Raw genomic sequence first — 19,550 nt, 5'->3', positions numbered from 1 at the left:
CAGCGCCCGGCCGCCGCACCGGCCCCTCGTTCGAGTGGCGCGGCGCGCGCCGCACCCGGAGCCGGCGGTCGTCGCTGGTAGCCGTAGTCCATGCCGTTCATCCCCCGCCGCCTGCGGGCCGCCCTGCTTGCCACTGCCTCGGCCACCCTCGTTGCCGCCACCCTGCCCGCACCCGTGCCGCTCGGCATCGGAGACTCGCTCTTCCCTCACCTCGGCAACCCGGGCTACGACGTCCTCTCGTACGACATCGGGTTCACCTATCACGGCAACAACAAGCCACTGGACGCCGTCACCACGATCGACGCGCGGACCACCGAACCGCTCGACCGGATCAACCTCGACTTCGCCCGCGGCTCTGTCCGTTCGGTCGACATCAACGGCCTGCGGGCCGACTTCGCGGCTGCGGACGAGGACCTGGTCGTCGAGTCCCCCGGCAGGCTTCCGGCCGGAGTGCCGCTGCACATCACCGTCCGGCACACCAGCGACCCGAGCGGCGACCAGAACAGCGGCGGCTGGCTGCGCACCTCCGACGGCCTCGCGATGGCCAACCAGGCCGACGCCGCGCACCGGGTCTTCCCCAGCAACGACCATCCGGCCGACAAGGCGTACTTCACCTTCCGGGTCACCGCACCCGAGGAACTGACGGTGGTCGCCAACGGCCTGCCCGCAGGCAAGGTCCGGCAGGGCTCCTCGACCACCTGGACGTACCGGACCGCACACCCCATGGCCACCGAGCTGGCCCAGGTCTCCATCGGGCGCTCCACCGTCCTTGAGCGGACCGGCCCCCACGGGCTGCCGGTTCGCGACGTGGTGCCGGCCGCCGATGCCAAGGACCTCGAACGGTGGCTGAAGAAGACGCCGGGGCAGCTGGAGTGGATGGAGCGGCAGGTCGGCCGCTACCCCTTCGAGACGTACGGACTGCTGGTCGCCGACACGAAGACCGGCTTCGAGCTGGAGACCCAGACGCTCACGCTCTTCGAACGGTCCGTGTTCACCACCGGCAGCTACCCCGAGTGGTACGTCGACTCGATCATGGTGCATGAGCTGGCGCACCAGTGGTTCGGCAACAGCGTCTCTCCGCAGGCCTGGTCCGATCTCTGGCTCAATGAAGGACACGCCAGCTGGTACGAGGCCCGCTACGCCGCGGAACACGCCAAGCGGTCGCTGGAACGCCGGATGCGCGACGCGTACACCAGGTCCGACAGCTGGCGCGCCGCCGGAGGCCCGCCCGCCCGCCCCGGCGCCCCGTCGCCCGGCGAGAAGATCAGCATCTTCCGGCCGGCCGTGTACGACGGCAGCGCACTGGTCCTCTACGCGCTGCGCCAGGAGATCGGCGAGCCCGCCTTCGACCAGCTGGAACGCAGTTGGGTCAGGACCCATCGCGATTCCACCGCGACCACGAAGGACTTCGTCCGGCTGGCGTCGCAGATCGCCGGGCGTGACCTGACCGCGTTCTTCGACGGCTGGCTGTACCGGGCGAAGACCCCGCCGATGCCGGGGCACCCGGACTGGCACAGCACACAGCCCACCGGACAGGGGTAAACCCGGGTGACGGGTCCAGCGGGGCCATGCCACTATCGACGGGTCGCCGCGGCGGCCGGACCGGAGATTCTCCCCGGAGGGAATCATCCAGGAAGGTCACACGTTGTGACTGACGTAACGGACTTCTATCGACGTAAGGATCCAATGACCTCCTCTTCTTCCCTTCCCCAGGACGCGCAGAATGCGCAGAGCGCCACGGAGAACGTCACCGAGAGCCTCACCGAGAGCCTTCGGGCCGACGCCCTGATGGAAGAGGACGTCGCCTGGAGCCATGAGATCGACGGAGAGCGGGACGGCGAGCAGCTCGACCGTTCCGAGCGTGCCGCGCTGCGCCGTGTGGCGGGCCTCTCCACCGAGCTCGAGGACGTCACCGAGGTCGAGTACCGACAGCTGCGCCTGGAGCGCGTGGTGCTGGTCGGCGTCTGGACCACGGGGACCGTGCAGGACGCGGAGAATTCGCTCGCGGAGCTTGCCGCGCTTGCGGAGACGGCGGGCGCCCAGGTGCTCGACGCCGTCTTCCAGCGCCGCGACAAGCCCGACCCGGCTACGTACATCGGCTCCGGCAAGGCGCTGGAGCTGCGTGACATCGTCCTCGAATCAGGGGCCGACACCGTCGTCTGCGACGGTGAGCTCAGCCCCGGCCAGCTGATCCATCTCGAGGACGTCGTCAAGGTCAAGGTGGTCGACCGGACCGCTCTGATCCTCGACATCTTCGCCCAGCACGCCAAGTCCCGAGAGGGCAAGGCGCAGGTCTCGCTCGCACAGATGCAGTACATGCTGCCGCGACTGCGCGGTTGGGGTCAGTCGCTCTCCCGGCAGATGGGCGGTGGCGGGTCCAGCGGTGGTGGCGGCATGGCGACCCGTGGTCCCGGTGAGACCAAGATCGAGACGGACCGGCGTCGGATCCGCGAGAAGATGGCGAAGATGCGCCGGGAGATCGCGGAGATGAAGACCGGCCGCGAGATCAAGCGGCAGGAGCGCAAGCGCAACAAGGTGCCCTCGGTCGCGATCGCCGGCTACACCAACGCGGGCAAGTCCTCGCTGCTCAACCGGCTGACCGGTGCGGGCGTCCTTGTGGAGAATGCACTGTTCGCCACGCTGGACCCGACCGTCCGCCGGGCCGAGACGCCGACCGGCCGGACCTACACCCTGGCCGACACGGTCGGGTTCGTACGGCATCTGCCGCACCACCTCGTCGAGGCGTTCCGCTCCACCATGGAGGAGGTCGGCGAATCCGACCTGATCCTGCATGTGGTGGACGGCTCCCACCCGGTGCCGGAGGAGCAGCTCGCCGCGGTGCGCGAAGTGATCCGCGATGTGGGTGCGCTGGACGTTCCCGAGATCGTGGTGATCAACAAGGCTGATGCGGCCGACCCGCTGGTCCTGCAGCGCCTGCTGCGGATCGAGAAGCGTGCCATCGCCGTCTCGGCGCGCACCGGTGCCGGCATGGCGGAGCTGCTCGCGCTCATCGACACCGAACTGCCGCGGCCGTCGGTCGAGATCGAGGCGCTCGTGCCGTACACCCACGGTGGACTTGTCTCCCGGGTGCACGCCGACGGCGAAGTGATCTCCGAGGAGCACACCTCGGAGGGCACGCTGCTCAAGGCGCGGGTGCATGAGCAACTGGCCGCGGACCTCGCATCGTTCGCGCTTGCGGCGCACTGACAGCACGACACCGTACGGACCGAAGGCCCGCTCCCTCGCGATGAGGGAGCGGGCCTTCGGGCATGAACGGGGCTCTTGCTACTGACCGGCGAACTTGTCGCTCATCATCGTGAAGATCTCCTGCGCGCCCCGACCCAGGTGGGGTCCTGCGAGCCAGCCCGAAGTCACCGGGCCGATGGAGGTGTTGGACACCAGAGCCAGCTTGCCGTCGGCACCCTCGCTGAACCAGCCGCCGCCGGAGGAACCGCCTGTCATGGTGCAGCCGATGCGGTACATCGTCGGGGTGCTGGGGCTGATGGAGAGCCGGCCGGGACGGTCGACGCACTTGTGCATGATCAGACCGTCGAACGGGGCAGCGGCCGGGTAGCCCCAGGCGCCCATGGCGCTGATCTGCGAGATCTCGGGAGCGTCGAAGTTGACCGGCAGGGCGTTGCCCACGGTCTCCTCCAGGGACTTCGTGCCGTTCTCCGGCTTCACGTGCAGCACCGCGTAGTCGTACGGAGCACCCTCACCGCCGGTGGGACCGCCACGGGTGATCCACTCACCGGAGGACGTGGCCCAGTCGGCCCAGAACGCGCCGTACGGGGCGATCTCCTCCGGCCGGGCGTTCTCCAGTGCGGCGGCGGACTTGCCCTTGTCGTTGTACGCGGGCACGAAGACGATGTTGCGGTACCAGCCGCCCTTGGCGCCGGCGTGGACACAGTGTCCGGCCGTCCACACCAGGTTGGACCTGCCCGGGTTCTTCGGGTCCTTGACGACGGTGCCCGAGCAGACCATGGAGCCCTCGGGGGAGTCGAAGAACACCTTGCCGACCGGGGCCGCGTGGTCGTGGTAGGGAAGGTCCTCGGGCCGCGCCTTGACCGGTGCGGGCTCCGGGTCGGTGACGCCCTGGTCGCCGGAGAGGTCACCGGCCGCCATCGTCTTCGCCGGGTCCTTGGCGGACTTCATCCGCTCGGGCTTCCACAGCCCGTCGATCACCGGGTTGACGAAGTCCTTGGCCTCACGCAGCCACTTGTCCTTGTCCCAGTTCTTCCACTCGCCGTTCTTCCACTTCTCCGGGTCGACGCCGTGCTTCTTCAGCGTCTCGGCCAGATCGGCGGGGATGCCGCCGCTGCCGTCGTTGCCACTGGCGGATTCGGCGGCGGCCGGCTTGTCGGCAGCCTCGTCCTCGCTTGGACCACAGGCTGTGGCCGACAGCGCGAGCGCGGCGACGAGGCCGGTCGCGGCGAGCAGCGGACGTATGGATCGCATGGAAAAGATTCCCCCTGAAATCTCCGAGAATTGCCATGAACTTGTCATGCGAAGGGGTGGTCGGATCCGCGACCACCGAATGTGCAGGGACACCCTATGACCTTCCGGGGTACGGCTTTTGCCACCGGGGTACCGGATGCCTGGGTCCCCTGCGGGCCGGACGATCGCCCGGTCCACAGGGGCCTCCGGCGGACTGTTGTCGCGCCGAGGGCCCCTGGGCGACCGTCACCCACAAGTCAGCGGGCGCCAGTTCGTACGGGTCACTGTCCGGCGTATTTCCTGCTGACCGCGTCGTAGACGCCCTTCGCTTCCTTGCCGAGGCGCGGCCCGGCAAGCCAACCGGCCGTCACCGGGCCGATGGACGTGTTCGATACGAGGGCGGGCTTGCCGTCCTGGCCTGCCGCGACCCAGCCGCCACCGGAGGAGCCGCCGGTCATGGTGCACCCGACGCGGTACATCGTCGGGTCCTCCTTCGTGAGAGAGAGCCGGCCCGGCTTGTCCTTGCACTGCAGCAGCTTCTGACCGTCGTACGGCGGCGCGGCCGGGAAGCCGGTTGCCGTCATGCTGTCGATCCTGGGCACGGCCGGAGCGTTGAAATCGACGGGCAGCGCCGCACCGACCGTCTCCTCCAGGGACTTTCCGGTCGCCCCCTTCTCCGGGGCGACATGCAGCACCGCGAAGTCGTACGGAGCGCCCTGGCCGCCGGTCGGGCCGCCGTCGGCGATCCACTGATCGGAGGTCTGCGCCCACTGGCCCCACCACACGCCGTAGGGGGCGATCTGCTCCTTGGGCGCGTTCTGCAGCTCGGCGATCGACAGGCCGCTGTTGTTGTAGGACGGCACGAAGGCGATGTTGCGGTACCAGCCGCCCTTCTTGCCCGCGTGCACACAGTGCCCGGCCGTCCACACCATGTTGGACTTCCCGGGGTGCGCAGGGTCCTTCACCACGGTCGCGGAGCAGACCATGGAGCCCTCGGGGCCGTCGAAGAAGAGCTTCCCGGACTCCGCGGCGCTGTCGTGGTACGGAGTCTGCGCATTCGTGGCCCGCACCGGTGCCGGCGTCGGATCCGTCACACCGGCGTCGCCCGAGATGTCGTTGTCGACCGGCTGCTCGGGCGCCTTGTCGGCATCCCGCATGCGCTCCGGGTCCCAGAGGTCCTCGATGATCGGGTTGACGAAGTCCTTGGCCTCACGCAGCCACTTGTCCTTGTCCCAGTTCTTCCACTCGCCGTTCCTCCACTGGTCGAGGTCGATCCCGTGCTCCTTGAGCCGGTCCTTCAGATCGTCCGGGATGGCGATCTTGTCGTCGGAGGACCGGTCGGCGGAACTGCTGGGCTCGGTACCCGCCTTCTCCTCGCTCGGCCCGCAGGCGGTGGCGGTGAGTGCGAGAACGGCCGTGGCCGCGGCCACGGCGAGCAGGGAGGAGGGCGCGCGACGTGCTATCCACCCCTGACGTGCCGTGAGAACTGGTCGAATGAGTCGCATGTGGTGATCCCCCTGGGACTTCGTAACTCAACACTTCTGTACTGCACTCGGACTGCGCTGAGGCGCTGACTCGGACACTGCTCCGAACGCATCGCTGCCAACGCGCCGGGGACTCCGAGAAGTTGCCCGAAGCCTCGGCACGGTCCCCCACTATGCCGGTGCCGGTGGGGACGGAACGCGGCAGGGCCACGGTTCCGTCTCCGCCAGGATCTTCCGATTTACCCGTGATCCCCTGCGTCCGGCGTCGTTGGTACGTACGCGGGGCTTGCGGACAGCGTTCAGCTCAGCAGTCCGTCCTTGCGGAAACGTACTGACGTGCAACGCAACTGTTACAGCGGGAGGACCAACAGCCGTGGCCGTGACCGAACCTGCACCGTTGGCACCACCCTCGGTGCACGAGGGGATCCTGCGCCGACAGTCGCTGCGTGAGTCGGCCGCCCGTACCTATGCGCGGTCACTGCCGATCGTGCCGGTACGGGCCCGCGGGCTGACCATCGAAGGCGCGGACGGACGACGCTATCTCGACTGTCTCTCCGGAGCGGGCACGCTGGCCCTCGGGCACAACCATCCGGTCGTTCTGGAAGCGATCAAGAACGTCATCGACTCGGGTGCGCCCCTGCACGTCCTCGACCTGGCAACCCCGGTCAAGGACGCCTTCACCACGGAACTGTTCGCCACACTCCCACCGGAGTTCGCCGACAACGCCCGGATCCAGTTCTGCGGGCCGGCCGGTACGGACGCGGTCGAAGCGGCCTTCAAACTGGTCCGTGCCGCGACCGGGCGCAGCGGGCTTCTGGCCTTCACCGGTGCCTACCACGGGATGACGGCGGGAGCCCTCGCGGCCTCGGGCGGCGCCGAGGACGTCCGGGTCACCCGGCTTCCTTTTCCGCAGGACTACCGCTGCCCCTTCGGCATCGGCGGAGAGCGGGGGGCCGAGGTCGCCGCGCGGTGGACCGAGAGTCTCCTGGACGATCCCAAGGGCGGTGCGCCGGCGCCGGCCGGAATGATCCTCGAACCGGTACAGGGCGAGGGCGGCGTGAACCCCGCCCCCGACGGCTGGATGCGCCGGATGCGCGAGATCACCGCAGCCCGGTCCATCCCTCTCATCGCCGACGAGGTGCAGACGGGCGTCGGCCGGACCGGCGCCTTCTGGGCAGTCCAGCACAGCGGGATCATCCCCGACGTGATGGTGCTGTCCAAGGCCATCGGCGGCTCCCTCCCGCTCGCGGTGATCGTCTACCGCTCCGAACTCGACACCTGGCAGCCAGGCGCCCACGCAGGCACCTTCCGAGGCAACCAACTCGCGATGGCCGCCGGTACGGCCACCCTCACCTACGTTCGCGAGAACGGGCTCGCCGAGCGCGCCGCGACGCTGGGCGCCCGCATGCTCGCCCGCCTCCAGGCACTGGCCATCGACCACCCGTGCATCGGAGACGTCCGTGGACGGGGCCTGATGATCGGAGTGGAGCTCGTCGACCCCGAGGCAGAGATGCCCACCGGGGGTACCGGCGGCCCCGAGGCACCGCCCGACCCGGTCCTCGCCTCCGCAGTGCAGCAGGAATGCCTGCGCCGCGGTCTCATCGTCGAACTCGGCGGACGCCACTCCGCCGTCGTACGCCTGCTCCCTCCCTTGACGCTCACCGACGAACAGGCAACCGCGGTCCTCGACCGCCTCGCCGATGCCCTGGCAGCAGCCGAGCGTTCGTCGAACCGCCGAACCATGACCGGGTCGGCTCGCTGACCCCGGACACCCTCACAAGGAAGACCGCCGTGAACCCCACCCCCGCGCCCGAGGCCGACGGCCTTCCCGCCGGCCAGCAGCGAGGACAGGCCGGGCTCGTCGGCCGACTCGCAGTCGAGCAGACGATCGTGCCCCGCCAGAAGGCCGTGCCTCACGGTGGTTGGCGCACCCCACAGGCACAGGTACCACCGACCGGCGCAGGAACGGCCGATCTGCTCGACCACCCGGACCCGCTCATGGCCGCAGACACGGCAGGCGTCGAGAATCTGCTGCGCTGCTGGGTCCGGGAGAACGACCTGCCCCGACCGGACCGGGACACCCTTCACATCCCGCTGCCCGCCAGCGGGACCGCTCTGCTCGTCCCTGTTCTCTACTGGTCCGCCACGGGATGGCACCGCTTCGGCCAGCCCGCCCTGGAGGACGCACCCGACGGCGCGCCGACCACCGATGCCGTCACGGTCGCGGCCCTCCTGGGCCGCGAGGCGGACCGGAACGAGGGCGCCGACATGGTGGCCAGAGTCGCCGACTCGGTACGCCGCACGGCCGGATTCATCGCCGAGCGGCGCCGTACACCCACGGCTCCCGCCGACGCCGACCTCTTCCTCACCGCCGAGCAGTCACTTCTGCTCGGACACCCCCTGCACCCCAGCCCCAAGAGCCGCGAAGGCCTCTCCGAGGCCGAATCCCGCCTCTACTCACCCGAGTTGCACGGCTCCTTCCCGCTGCACTGGATGGCTGTGGACCGCTCCGTGCTGGCCACCGAGTCCTCCTGGACGGAGGGGGGCCGCCCCGTAGCAGCCGAGGACCTGGTCGCCCAGCACGCGGAGGGACTGCATCTACCCCAGAACACCGCACCGATTCCGCTCCACCCCTGGCAGGCCCGCGAACTGAGCCACCGGCCCGAAGTGGCAGCGCTGCTGGATGCGAAGCTGCTCCACGACCTGGGACCGCACGGCAAGCGCTGGTACCCCACATCCTCCGTCCGGACCGTCCACCAGCCCGGTGCCGACGTCATGCTCAAGCTCTCCCTCGGCGTACGCATCACCAACTCCCGCCGTGAGAACCTCCGCAAGGAACTCCACCGAGGGGTGGAGGTCCACCGGCTGCTCCGCAGCGGACTCGCCACGCAATGGCACGCCGTCCACCCCGGCTTCGACATCGTCCGCGACCCCGCATGGCTCGCCGTCGACACGCCGGACGGCGAGCCCGTCCACGGGCTCGATGTCATGCTGCGCCACAACCCGTTCCACCCGCTCGACGATGCGGTGTGCATCGCCGGCCTCACGGCGCCGCGCCCCTGGCCCGACCGGCCAGGCGTGCACTCGCGCCTCGCCGATGTCGTCGTCCGCCTCGCCGCGGCCACCGGCAGAAGCAAGGGAGCCGTTGCCGCCGAGTGGTTCCTGCGCTACCTCGACCGCGTCGTACGCCCCGTGCTCTGGCTCGACGCCACAGCAGGCGTCGCCCTCGAAGCCCACCAGCAGAACACGCTGGTGCTGCTCGACGCCGACGGCTGGCCCGTCGGCGGCCGCTACCGGGACAACCAGGGCTACTACTTCCGCGAGTCCCATCGCGCGGCCCTCGAGCACAGGCTCCCGGGCATCGGAGCCGCCAGCGACACCTTCGTATCCGACTCGGTCACCGATGAGCGCTTCGCCTACTACCTCGGCATCAACAACCTCTTCGGTCTCATCGGAGCTTTCGGTTCCCAGCGCCTCGCCGATGAGCAGGTGCTGATCGCCGCGCTCCGCCGCTTCCTCGGCGGAGTCACCGGCCTCGGCTCCCCGCTTCCCGCGCAACTGCTGGAGAACCCGAACCTACGGTGCAAGGCCAACCTGCTGACCCGGCTGCACGGCCTCGACGAACTCGTCGGTCCGGTCGACACCCAGTCCGTCTACGTCACCATTGCCAACCCCCTCTTCGCCTGAAGGAACATGACCCCCGTCTGAACTGCTGAGAGGAGAGGCATCACCGTGCCTCCCGCCGATGCGCACACCGGCGCCGGAACCGGCCCTGCCTCCCAAGCCGGTACGGGCGCCGAGGACACCTTGGACCTGCAGCTCCCCGACGAATTCCTCGCCCTGTTCGGGGAAGACAAACCGGCAACGGAAACGCCGACCCCCGCTTCGCCGCTCGACGGACCCCTGTCCCTGGAGGAGTCCCTGGCCCGGGCCGGATCCACGTCGACCGAGGGGGAGAACGTGAGCACAGGCACGGTCACAGACGCGCAGCCGAACCAAGGCCCGAGCACGCGTGGTGTCACGAGCAGGCTGGAGTCTTCCGATCTGCTCGACAACCCGGCCGAGTGGAGACCGGTCACCACGCCGGCCGGAGTGTTTCAACTGGTCCCCGTACGGCTGGAACGCGATCTCGCGGTGATCAGCCGCTGGATGAACGATCCCGCAGTCGCCGCGTTCTGGGAACTGGCCGGGGAAGAGGACGTCACCGCCGCCCATCTGCGCCCCCAACTCGACGGTGACGGACGCAGCGTCCCCTGCCTGGGCGTGCTGTCCGGCATCCCCATGAGCTACTGGGAGATCTACCGCGCGGACCTCGATCCGCTGGCGCGTCACTACCCTGCCCGACCGAATGACACCGGAGTCCACCTCCTCATCGGTGGCGTGACCAACCGCGGGCGCGGCATCGGCACCACCCTGCTCCGGGCCGTCTCCGACCTCGTACTCGACAACCGTCCGCAGTGCGCGCGCGTCGTGGCGGAACCCGACCTGCGCAACACCCCCTCCGTCTCGGCTTTTCTGAGTGCCGGCTTCCGGTTTTCCGCGGAAGTCGAACTCCCCGACAAGCAAGCCGCTCTGATGATCCGCGACCGAGCCCACCGAGCCCAGCTGTGATCGACCTGCTGCATTACTTACACCGCTCGAACCCCATCGGTTCCGTCCCGAGGAGTCCCCGTGCCGCAATATCCTGCGAACCATGAGTCAGCGGAGTCGCCCGAACTGCTCAGCACTCCAGAGCTGAACCGGACGGTCTGGGACCGAGTCGCCACCCGGCTGCTCGCGAAAATGCTCGGCGAGTTCGCGTACGAGGAAGTCATCGAGCCGGCCCTTCAGCCCGGTGGGAGCGACACATACACCCTCGCGCTGGACGACGGCGCTACGCTGAGCTTCCGAGCCGGACGAGGCGTCTACGGCAGCTGGCACGTCGCCGCCGACTCGATGCGCGCAAGCGATCGGAACGCTCCTGCCGGGACCGGCAAGGACGGCAGCACCCGGACCGTTCCCTTCCGTGATCCGCTGCAGTTCCTCGCACGCGCCCGGCGCCTGCTCCACCTCGACGGACCCACCCTCGGCCACCTCATCCGAGAGATCACCACCACGCTCGCCGCCGATGCCCGGCTGGATCACACCACCTTCAGCGCCGCCAGACTCGCCGAGCTCGACTACGCGGAGCTCGAAGGACACCAGACCGGCCACCCCTGGCTCGTCGCCAACAAGGGACGCCTCGGGTTCTCCGCCGTCGACGCCTCCCGCTTCACCCCGGAAGCCCGCAGACCGGTCAAGCTGCCGTGGATCGCTGTCAGCACCCGGATCGGCGGCTACCGGGGCGTGACCGGCCTCGCCACCCCCGAGCAGCTCTACGCGCAGGAACTGGACGCCTCGGTGCGTACATCCTTCGCCGCCGAGCTCCGCGCCCGCGATCTCGACCCCGACACCTACCTCTTCCTTCCCGTGCATCCCTGGCAGTGGGACGAGTGGATCGTTCCGCTGTTCGCACCGGCCATCGCCGCCGGCGACATCGTCCCGTTGCACGCCGACGACGACCTCCGGCTGCCGCAGCAGTCCATCCGTACGTTCACCAATCTGGGGCGCCCCGACCGGCACACCGTCAAACTGCCTCTGTCGATCCTCAACACGCTGGTCTGGCGGGGCCTCCCGACCGAGCGCACGCTCGCGGCCCCCGCCGTCACCGCCTGGGTCCAGAGCCTGCGCGACCGTGACCCGTTTCTGCGCGACACCTGCCGCGTCATTCTGCTCGGCGAGGTGGCCTCGGTGACCGTCGAGCATCCGCTCTACGACCATCTCCCCGAGGCGCCGTACCAGTTCAAGGAGATCCTCGGCGCGATCTGGCGCGAGCCGCTCCATCCCCGGCTCATGCCCGGCGAGCGCGCCCGTACCCTCGCCTCGCTGCTCCACATGGATCCGCAGGGCCGCGCCTTCACCGCCGAGCTCGTGACCCGCTCGGGCCTGACCCCCACCGCATGGCTGACCCGGCTCTTCGCAGCGCTGCTCCCGCCCCTGCTGCACTTCCTCTACCAGTACGGAACGGTCTTCTCCCCGCACGGCGAGAACGCCATCGTCGTCTTCGACGACCAGGACGTGCCCGTGCGGCTGGCGATCAAGGACTTCGTCGACGATGTGAACATCAGCGCCCGGCCACTGCCCGAGCACGCCACGATGCCGGAGGACGTGCGCGCGGTCCTGCTCACCGAGGAGCCCGGCTTCCTCACCCAGTTCATCCACTCGGGGCTTTTCATCGGTGTCTTCCGCTTCCTGTCCCGCCTCTGCGAGGAACAGCTGGGGGTCCCTGAGGCCGAATTCTGGTCACTTGTGCGGGCCGAGATCCTGCGGCATCACGCCCGCTTTCCCGAGCTGAAGGAGAGGTTCGAGATGTTCGACATGCTGACGCCACGCATCGAGCGCCTGTGCCTGAACCGCAACCGTCTGTACCGGGACGGTTACCGTGACCGCTCCGAGCGCCCGCACGCCGCCGTCCACGGCACCGTTCCGAACCCGCTCCACCCCTCCGCATGAGTCCGGGAGTGATCCCCGTTGTCAGTGGTGCCCCGTAGGCTGGTCACGCTATGACGAAGCCATCCCTCCCCGAGCTCCTGCACGCCGCCGTGACCGCCGTCGGCGGTACGGAGCGGCCTGGCCAGGCCGCCATGGCCGAGGCAGTCGCCGAGGCCGTCGACGACAATTCCCATCTGCTCGTCCAGGCCGGCACAGGCACGGGCAAGTCCCTCGGCTACCTGGTGCCGGCCCTGGCACACGGCGAGCGGGTCGTGGTCGCCACGGCGACCCTGGCGCTGCAGCGCCAGCTCGTGGAGCGTGACCTTCCGCGTACGGTCGACGCGCTGCATCCCCTGCTGCGCCGCCGACCCCAGTTCGCGATGCTCAAGGGGCGCTCGAACTATCTCTGTCTGCACCGGCTCCACGAAGGCGTGCCGCAGGAAGAGGAAGAAGGGCTCTTCGATCAGTTCGAAGCTGCGGCTCCGTCGAGCAAGCTCGGCCAGGATCTGCTGCGGCTGCGGGACTGGTCGGACGAGACCGAGAGCGGCGACCGCGACGACCTCACCCCGGGTGTCTCCGACCGGGCCTGGGCGCAGGTCTCCGTCTCCTCCAGGGAATGCCTGGGCGCCAGCAAGTGCGCGTACGGTGCGGAGTGCTTTGCGGAGATGGCCCGCGAGCGCGCAAAGCTCGCCGATGTCGTCGTCACGAATCACGCTCTGCTCGCCATCGACGCGATCGAGGGCGCTCCGGTGCTCCCGCAGCACGAGGTGCTGATCGTCGACGAGGCCCATGAGCTGGTCTCCAGGGTCACCGGAGTGGCCACCGGAGAACTCACCCCCGGTCAGGTGAACCGGGCGGTGCGCCGTGCGGCGAAGCTGGTCAACGAGAAGGCTGCCGACGCCCTGCAGACCGCGTCGGAGGGGTTCGAGCGGGTGATGGAGCTGGCGCTCCCCGGCCGCCTGGAAGAGGTCCCCGAGGACCTCGGCTACGCGCTGCTGGCGCTTCGGGACGCCGCTCGTACGGTGATCTCGGCGCTGGGTTCCACCCGGGACAAGTCCGTCCAGGACGAGGACGCCGTCCGCAAGCAGGCCCTGGCATCGGTGGAGACGATCCACGGTGTTGCCGAGCGGATCACCCAGGGGTCCGAGTACGACGTCGTCTGGTACGAGCGCCACGACCGCTTCGGCGCATCCGTCCGCGTTGCCCCGCTCTCCGTTTCCGGCCTGCTGCGCGAGAAGCTCTTCGCCGACCGTTCGGTCGTGCTCACCTCGGCCACGCTCAAGCTCGGCGGGGACTTCAACGGGGTGGGAGCCTCCCTGGGACTGGCGCCCGAGGGCACTGCAGGCGACGACATCCCGCAGTGGAAGGGTCTCGACGTCGGATCGCCCTTCGACTACCCGAGGCAGGGCATCCTGTACGTCGCCAGGCACCTGGCCACGCCCGGTCGGGAGAGTTCCCGTACCGACATGCTGGACGAACTGTCCGAACTGGTGGAGGCCGCCGGCGGGCGCACCCTCGGGCTCTTCTCCTCCATGCGGGCGGCGCAGGCGGCCGCCGAGGAGCTGCGTGGTCGGCTCGACAAGCCGATCCTGCTGCAGGGAGAGGAGACACTCGGCGAGCTGATCAAGAACTTCGCCGCCGACCCCGAGACCTGCCTCTTCGGCACACTCTCGCTCTGGCAGGGCGTCGATGTCCCCGGGGCGAGCTGCCAGCTGGTGATCATGGACCGGATCCCGTTCCCCCGCCCCGACGACCCGTTGATGAGCGCGCGGCAGAAGGCGGTCGAGCAGGCGGGCGGCAACGGGTTCATGGCTGTCGCAGCGACGCATGCCGCGCTGCTGATGGCCCAGGGCGCCGGCCGTCTCGTGCGGGCCATGGGCGACAAGGGAGTGGTCGCGGTGCTCGACCCGAGGCTGGCCAATGCCCGGTACGGGAGCTACCTCCGGGCCTCGCTGCCCGACTTCTGGTACACGACGGACGGCAACCAGGCGCGTCGCTCACTCGCGGCGATCGACGCCGCAGCCAAGGCGAACGAGCAGTGATCCCGAACGCGCCGGGGGTCCCTGCTCGTCCTTGGTGACCACTACTGCTCCGGAAGGCGTTTCGACGGCCCAGACGCGCAGGCAGGACCCCGGGATCGGCGCAGTGGATCCCGGGGTCCTGGTCGGAACCGGCGAGCTTCACACCCGCCGCAGCACCGCCACGACCTTGCCGAGGATGGTCGCCTCGTCGCCAGGGATCGGCTGGTACGCGGAGTTGTGCGGGAGCAGCCATACATGGCCGTCCTCCCGCTTGAAGCGCTTGACCGTCGCCTCGCCGTCGAGCATGGCGGCCACGATGTCGCCGTTCTCCGCGACGGGCTGACGGCGCACGGTGACCCAGTCGCCGTCACAGATCGCCGCCTCGATCATCGAGTCACCGACGACCTTCAGGACGAACAGCTCGCCGTCCCCGACCAGCTGGCGGGGGAGCGGAAACACGTCCTCGACCGATTCCTCGGCGAGGATCGGTCCGCCGGCTGCGATCCGGCCGACCAGCGGTACGTACGAAGCGGCGGGCTTGCCGGTCGTGTCGGTCGGCTGCGTGCTGGGCTGGTCCGAACCGCGGACCTCGTACGCCCGGGGGCGATGAGGGTCGCGGCGGAGGAAGCCCTTGCGTTCCAGAGCCATCAGTTGATGGGCGACGGAGGACGTGCTGGACAGCCCCACCGCCTGACCGATCTCCCGCATCGAGGGTGGGTACCCCCGTCGCTGCACCGAGTCGCGGATGACCTCGATCACTCGCCGCTGCCGGTCCGTGAGCCCCGAGCTGTCCGCTCGGATTCCTGGAGGTCGGCCGGGGAGCGAGCGCGCTGGGCGCGCCGGCTCCGGCCCCTCCGTGTTCCTGACTGAGTCATTCATGGCATGCACCGGCTCGAGTCGGCTCTGGGAGCGGTCCTGGGCAGTGATGGTGGCACTGTCTGCGGTGGTGGTCACGTCGGCCCCTCTCGAATGGTCTCCCTAGCTGCACAACGGTAGTAGCTTTCGAAAGGTTGCGCCAAACACACGTTCGAGTGAAAAACGAATAAAAGTCTGTGCCGTGTTCATTGCCGGGTGTATGAGCGAAGCGCGGGTCGGATTCCCGCCCGGCGCCGGGTGGGTTCGACGTGTGCCATGCACGACCGGCAATTCGGATCATTACGCTAGCGTTCGCGGCTGCGGCGCCGCCACGCGGGGTGGTCTCCCGGCCGCCGTTCCGGTCCGTCGTCGGGCGCCCCGCGATCCGGGCGGTCGGGCGTGTCCCGTAACCTCATGGTCGGTCGTACGCCCCCTGTGGGCCGCCCGGAACGCGCGACACGCGCTAGGGCCGAATGCGCAACCAAACCCAAGATCTAGTGGTTGGATTGTTCCAGCTACCCAGAAGTTGTGGTCCCTGGTCGATTGAGTCCGTGACCATCGCCTATGCTTATGGCTGCTTCGAGGGTCCCTGACGGGGCCTGAAGAGGCTATTCAGTCGTGCTGTGAAGGAGGGTTGGGAGCCATGCACTGCCCCTTCTGCAGGCACCCCGACAGCCGGGTCGTCGACAGTCGCACCACCGATGACGGCACGTCGATCCGCCGTCGCCGTCAGTGCCCTGAGTGCTCCCGCCGTTTCACGACGGTGGAGACCTGCTCGCTGATGGTGGTGAAGCGCAGCGGAGTCACCGAACCCTTCAGTCGCACCAAGGTCATTTCCGGCGTCCGCAAGGCATGCCAGGGGCGACCCGTCACCGAGGACGCCCTCGCCAAACTCGGCCAGCGGGTCGAGGAGGCGGTGCGCGCCACCGGAAGTGCCGAGCTGACCACCCACGACGTGGGTCTGGCCATACTCGGCCCCCTGCAGGAACTCGACCTCGTCGCATACCTGCGCTTCGCGTCCGTGTACCGGGCGTTCGACACACTCGAAGACTTCGAGGCCGCCATCGTGGAACTTCGCGAGCGGCGGCCTCCCGTGGAGGGATGCGGGACCGGCGAGACCCTGGCGGTCCCCGTTCCCGCCGTCGCCGCCGACTGAGCGACACCGGCTGATCGACAGAGGCGTATCGATCAGCGGCAGGGCGGCTACAGAGATCTGCTCCGGGTGCTGTGCGCGGCGTCCGAAGCATCAGACACACATTGTGCCCCGGGAAGTTCTGGGCACTTCAGGGCGTTTTTGCCCACATATGGGAGGCGGCATGACAGAGACGGCGAGCGGCCCGGCACGAGGTTCCCGAGCCAAGGGATCCAAGTCGACTGCGACCAAGCAGGGCCTGCGTATCGAGCGCATCCACACCACCCCCGGCGTGCATCCGTACGACGAGGTGGCGTGGGAGCGCCGTGACGTCGTCATGACCAACTGGCGCGACGGCTCGATCAACTTCGAGCAGCGTGGCGTCGAGTTCCCCGACTTCTGGTCGGTGAACGCGGTCAACATCGTCACCAGCAAGTACTTCCGCGGAGCTGTCGGCACGCCGCAGCGCGAGACCGGTCTGCGACAGCTGATCGACCGGATCGTGAAGACGTACCGGAAGGCGGGCGAGGACTACAACTACTTCGCCTCCCCGGCCGACGCCGAGATCTTCGAGCACGAGCTGGCGTATGCCCTCCTGCACCAGATCTTCAGCTTCAACTCGCCGGTCTGGTTCAACGTCGGCACGCCCCAGCCGCAGCAGGTCTCCGCCTGCTTCATCCTGGCCGTCGACGACTCCATGGAGTCGATCCTCGACTGGTACAAGGAAGAGGGCATGATCTTCAAGGGCGGTTCCGGCGCCGGCCTGAACCTCTCCCGTATCCGCTCCTCCAAGGAGCTGCTGTCCTCCGGTGGCAACGCCTCCGGTCCTGTCTCCTTCATGCGCGGTGCAGACGCGTCCGCCGGAACGATCAAGTCCGGTGGTGCCACCCGTCGCGCGGCCAAGATGGTCATTCTCGATGTCGACCACCCCGACATCGAGAACTTCATCGAGACCAAGGTCAAGGAGGAGGAGAAGATCCGCGCCCTGCGCGACGCGGGCTTCGACATGGACCTGGGCGGCGACGACATCACGTCCGTCCAGTACCAGAACGCCAACAACTCGGTCCGTGTGAACGACGAGTTCATGAAGGCCGTGGAGTCCGGCGGCAAGTTCGGGCTGCGCGCCCGGATGACCGGTGACGTCATCGAAGAGGTCGAGGCCAAGTCCCTCTTCCGCAAGATGGCCGAGGCCGCCTGGGCCTGTGCCGACCCCGGCATCCAGTACGACGACACGATCAACCAGTGGCACACCTGCCCCGAGTCCGGCCGGATCAACGGCTCGAACCCGTGCAGCGAGTACATGCACCTGGACAACACGTCGTGCAACCTGGCCTCGCTGAACCTGATGAAGTTCCTCAAGGACGACGGCAAGGGCAACCAGTCCTTCGAGTCCGAGCGCTTCGCCAAGGTCGTCGAGCTGGTCATCACCGCGATGGACATCTCCATCTGCTTCGCCGACTTCCCGACCGAGAAGATCGGCGAGAACACCCGCGCCTTCCGTCAGCTCGGCATCGGTTACGCCAACCTCGGCGCCCTGCTGATGGCGACCGGCCACGCGTACGACAGCGAGGGCGGCCGCGCCCTCGCCGGCGCCATCACGTCGCTCATGACCGGCACCTCGTACAAGCGCTCCGCCGAGCTCGCCGCGGTCGTCGGCCCGTACGACGGCTACGCCCGCAACGCCGAGCCGCACCAGCGCGTCATGAAGCAGCACGCCGACGCCAACGCCGCGGCCGTCCACATGGACGACCTGGACAACCCGATCTGGGCCGCCGCCACGGAGGCCTGGCAGGACGTCATCCGTCTCGGCGCGAAGAACGGTTTCCGTAACGCGCAGGCCTCGGTCATCGCGCCCACCGGCACCATCGGTCTCGCGATGTCCTGCGACACCACCGGCCTCGAGCCCGACCTCGCCCTGGTCAAGTTCAAGAAGCTGGTCGGCGGCGGCTCGATGCAGATCGTCAACGGCACCGTCCCTCAGGCCCTGCGCCGCCTGGGCTACCAGGAGGAGCAGATCGAGGCGATCGTCGCCCACATCGCCGAGCACGGCAATGTGATCGACGCCCCCGGTCTGAAGGCCGAGCACTACGAGGTCTTCGACTGCGCGATGGGCGAGCGCTCCATCTCCGCGATGGGCCACGTCCGCATGATGGCGGCCATCCAGCCGTGGATCTCCGGTGCACTCTCCAAGACGGTGAACCTGCCGGAGACGGCCACCGTCGAGGACGTCGAAGAGGTCTACTTCGAGGCGTGGAAGATGGGCGTCAAGGCGCTCGCCATCTACCGCGACAACTGCAAGGTCGGCCAGCCCCTCTCCGCCAAGACCAAGGAGAAGGAGAAGGCCGAGGTCACCGCCAAGGCCGAAGGCACCATCCGTGCCGCGGTCGAGAAGGTCGTCGAGTACCGCCCGGTCCGCAAGCGTCTTCCCAAGGGCCGTCCCGGCATCACCACCTCGTTCACGGTGGGCGGCGCCGAGGGCTACATGACCGCCAACTCCTACCCGGACGACGGTCTCGGTGAGGTCTTCCTGAAGATGTCCAAGCAGGGCTCCACCCTCGCGGGCATGATGGACGCCTTCTCCATCGCCGTCTCGGTCGGTCTGCAGTACGGCGTCCCGCTGGAGACGTACGTCTCGAAGTTCACCAACATGCGCTTCGAGCCGGCCGGTATGACGGACGACCCGGACGTGCGGATGGCGCAGTCGATCGTCGACTACATCTTCCGCCGCCTGGCGCTGGACTTCCTGCCCTTCGAGACCCGCTCGGCGCTCGGCATCCACTCGGCCGAGGAGCGTCAGCGTCACCTCGACACCGGTTCGTACGAGCCGTCGCTCGAGGACGACGAGCTGGACGTCGAGGGCCTGGCCCAGTCCGCTCCGATCCGGACCGAGCCGCTGAAGGCGGTCGCCCCTCCGAAGGAGGCGGAGATGCCCGCCCCGAGGACGGCGCACACCTCGGCGGAGCTCGTCGAGATGCAGTTGGGCATCAGCGCGGACGCGCCGCTCTGCTTCTCCTGTGGCACGAAGATGCAGCGCGCCGGATCCTGCTACATCTGCGAGGGCTGCGGCTCGACCAGCGGTTGCAGCTGATTTTCGGGCACCTGCTGGGCATG

Annotated in this window: 12 protein-coding genes; 9 read left to right on the top strand and 3 right to left on the bottom strand. The window is 68.6% G+C overall.

All coding sequences use genetic code 11. From position 1 onward, the window contains the following. Window positions 1–90 precede the first annotated feature (90 nt). Both OHA88_RS15410 and hflX read left to right on the top strand, forming a co-directional pair. Window positions 91–1,542, top strand: coding sequence for a M1 family metallopeptidase (locus OHA88_RS15410; protein ID WP_328625965.1), 1,452 nt, complete (start codon window positions 91–93; stop codon window positions 1,540–1,542). A 144-nt stretch (window positions 1,543–1,686) separates the two neighbouring features. Next, a complete protein-coding gene (gene hflX / locus OHA88_RS15405) occupies window positions 1,687–3,207 on the top strand; it encodes a GTPase HflX (RefSeq protein ID WP_267001009.1) in 1,521 nt (506 codons plus the stop codon). Between the two features lie 78 nt (window positions 3,208–3,285). Here hflX and OHA88_RS15400 read toward each other — a convergent pair whose 3' ends face one another. Together OHA88_RS15400 and OHA88_RS15395 are read right to left on the bottom strand one after the other, a co-directional pair. Beyond that, entirely contained in the window at window positions 3,286–4,458 is a 1,173-nt protein-coding gene (locus tag OHA88_RS15400) for a trypsin-like serine peptidase (protein WP_328625964.1), read from the bottom strand. Between the two features lie 260 nt (window positions 4,459–4,718). Beyond that, on the bottom strand, window positions 4,719–5,942 hold the full coding sequence (locus tag OHA88_RS15395; protein WP_328625963.1) for a trypsin-like serine peptidase: 1,224 nt from the start codon (window positions 5,940–5,942) through the stop codon (window positions 4,719–4,721). A gap of 352 nt (window positions 5,943–6,294) precedes the next feature. On the opposite strand from OHA88_RS15395, the gene OHA88_RS15390 reads away from it, so the two are divergent. From OHA88_RS15390 to OHA88_RS15370, 5 genes are read left to right on the top strand one after another with little or no spacing between them, the layout of a single operon-like run. Then, window positions 6,295–7,683 (top strand): diaminobutyrate--2-oxoglutarate transaminase family protein, encoded by a 1,389-nt coding sequence (locus tag OHA88_RS15390; protein WP_326606105.1) that lies wholly within the window; start codon window positions 6,295–6,297, stop codon window positions 7,681–7,683. A 29-nt stretch (window positions 7,684–7,712) separates the two neighbouring features. Continuing rightward, complete coding sequence (locus OHA88_RS15385) at window positions 7,713–9,608, top strand: IucA/IucC family protein (RefSeq protein ID WP_328625962.1); 1,896 nt, start codon at window positions 7,713–7,715, stop codon at window positions 9,606–9,608. A gap of 45 nt (window positions 9,609–9,653) precedes the next feature. Then, a complete protein-coding gene (locus tag OHA88_RS15380) occupies window positions 9,654–10,532 on the top strand; it encodes a GNAT family N-acetyltransferase (protein WP_328625961.1) in 879 nt (292 codons plus the stop codon). Between the two features lie 60 nt (window positions 10,533–10,592). Continuing rightward, window positions 10,593–12,452, top strand: coding sequence for an IucA/IucC family protein (locus tag OHA88_RS15375; protein WP_328625960.1), 1,860 nt, complete (start codon window positions 10,593–10,595; stop codon window positions 12,450–12,452). A 50-nt stretch (window positions 12,453–12,502) separates the two neighbouring features. Continuing rightward, entirely contained in the window at window positions 12,503–14,473 is a 1,971-nt protein-coding gene (locus tag OHA88_RS15370; RefSeq protein WP_328625959.1) for an ATP-dependent DNA helicase, read from the top strand. Window positions 14,474–14,611: 138 nt separating this feature from the next. Here OHA88_RS15370 and lexA read toward each other — a convergent pair whose 3' ends face one another. Beyond that, window positions 14,612–15,406, bottom strand: a complete 795-nt coding sequence (gene lexA, locus OHA88_RS15365) for a transcriptional repressor LexA (protein ID WP_030927140.1) — start codon at window positions 15,404–15,406, stop codon at window positions 14,612–14,614. Window positions 15,407–15,950: 544 nt separating this feature from the next. Here lexA and nrdR point away from each other — a divergent pair. Together nrdR and OHA88_RS15355 are read left to right on the top strand one after the other, a co-directional pair. Beyond that, entirely contained in the window at window positions 15,951–16,463 is a 513-nt protein-coding gene (nrdR, locus tag OHA88_RS15360; protein ID WP_326606110.1) for a transcriptional regulator NrdR, read from the top strand. 160 nt (window positions 16,464–16,623) lie between these two features. Beyond that, the gene (locus OHA88_RS15355) at window positions 16,624–19,527 is read left to right on the top strand and encodes a vitamin B12-dependent ribonucleotide reductase (protein WP_328625958.1); all 2,904 of its coding nucleotides are present in this window, start codon (window positions 16,624–16,626) and stop codon (window positions 19,525–19,527) included. Window positions 19,528–19,550: the final 23 nt, after the last annotated feature.

The organism is Streptomyces sp. NBC_00353, from assembly GCF_036108815.1.
Taxonomy (GTDB): Bacteria; Actinomycetota; Actinomycetes; order Streptomycetales; family Streptomycetaceae; genus Streptomyces.
The sequence above is the reverse complement of the archived record's forward strand: the minus strand, read 5'-3'. Positions and strand labels throughout refer to the sequence as shown.

Coding starts and splice junctions, on each gene's coding strand:
- hflX (WP_267001009.1), top strand. CDS start 1,687: ATGACCTCCTCTTCTTCCCTTCCCCAGGACGCGCAGAATGCGCAGAGC.
- nrdR (WP_326606110.1), top strand. CDS start 15,951: ATGCACTGCCCCTTCTGCAGGCACCCCGACAGCCGGGTCGTCGACAGT.
- OHA88_RS15355 (WP_328625958.1), top strand. CDS start 16,624: ATGACAGAGACGGCGAGCGGCCCGGCACGAGGTTCCCGAGCCAAGGGA.
- OHA88_RS15370 (WP_328625959.1), top strand. CDS start 12,503: ATGACGAAGCCATCCCTCCCCGAGCTCCTGCACGCCGCCGTGACCGCC.
- OHA88_RS15400 (WP_328625964.1), bottom strand. CDS start 4,458: ATGCGATCCATACGTCCGCTGCTCGCCGCGACCGGCCTCGTCGCCGCG.
- OHA88_RS15410 (WP_328625965.1), top strand. CDS start 91: ATGCCGTTCATCCCCCGCCGCCTGCGGGCCGCCCTGCTTGCCACTGCC.
- OHA88_RS15395 (WP_328625963.1), bottom strand. CDS start 5,942: ATGCGACTCATTCGACCAGTTCTCACGGCACGTCAGGGGTGGATAGCA.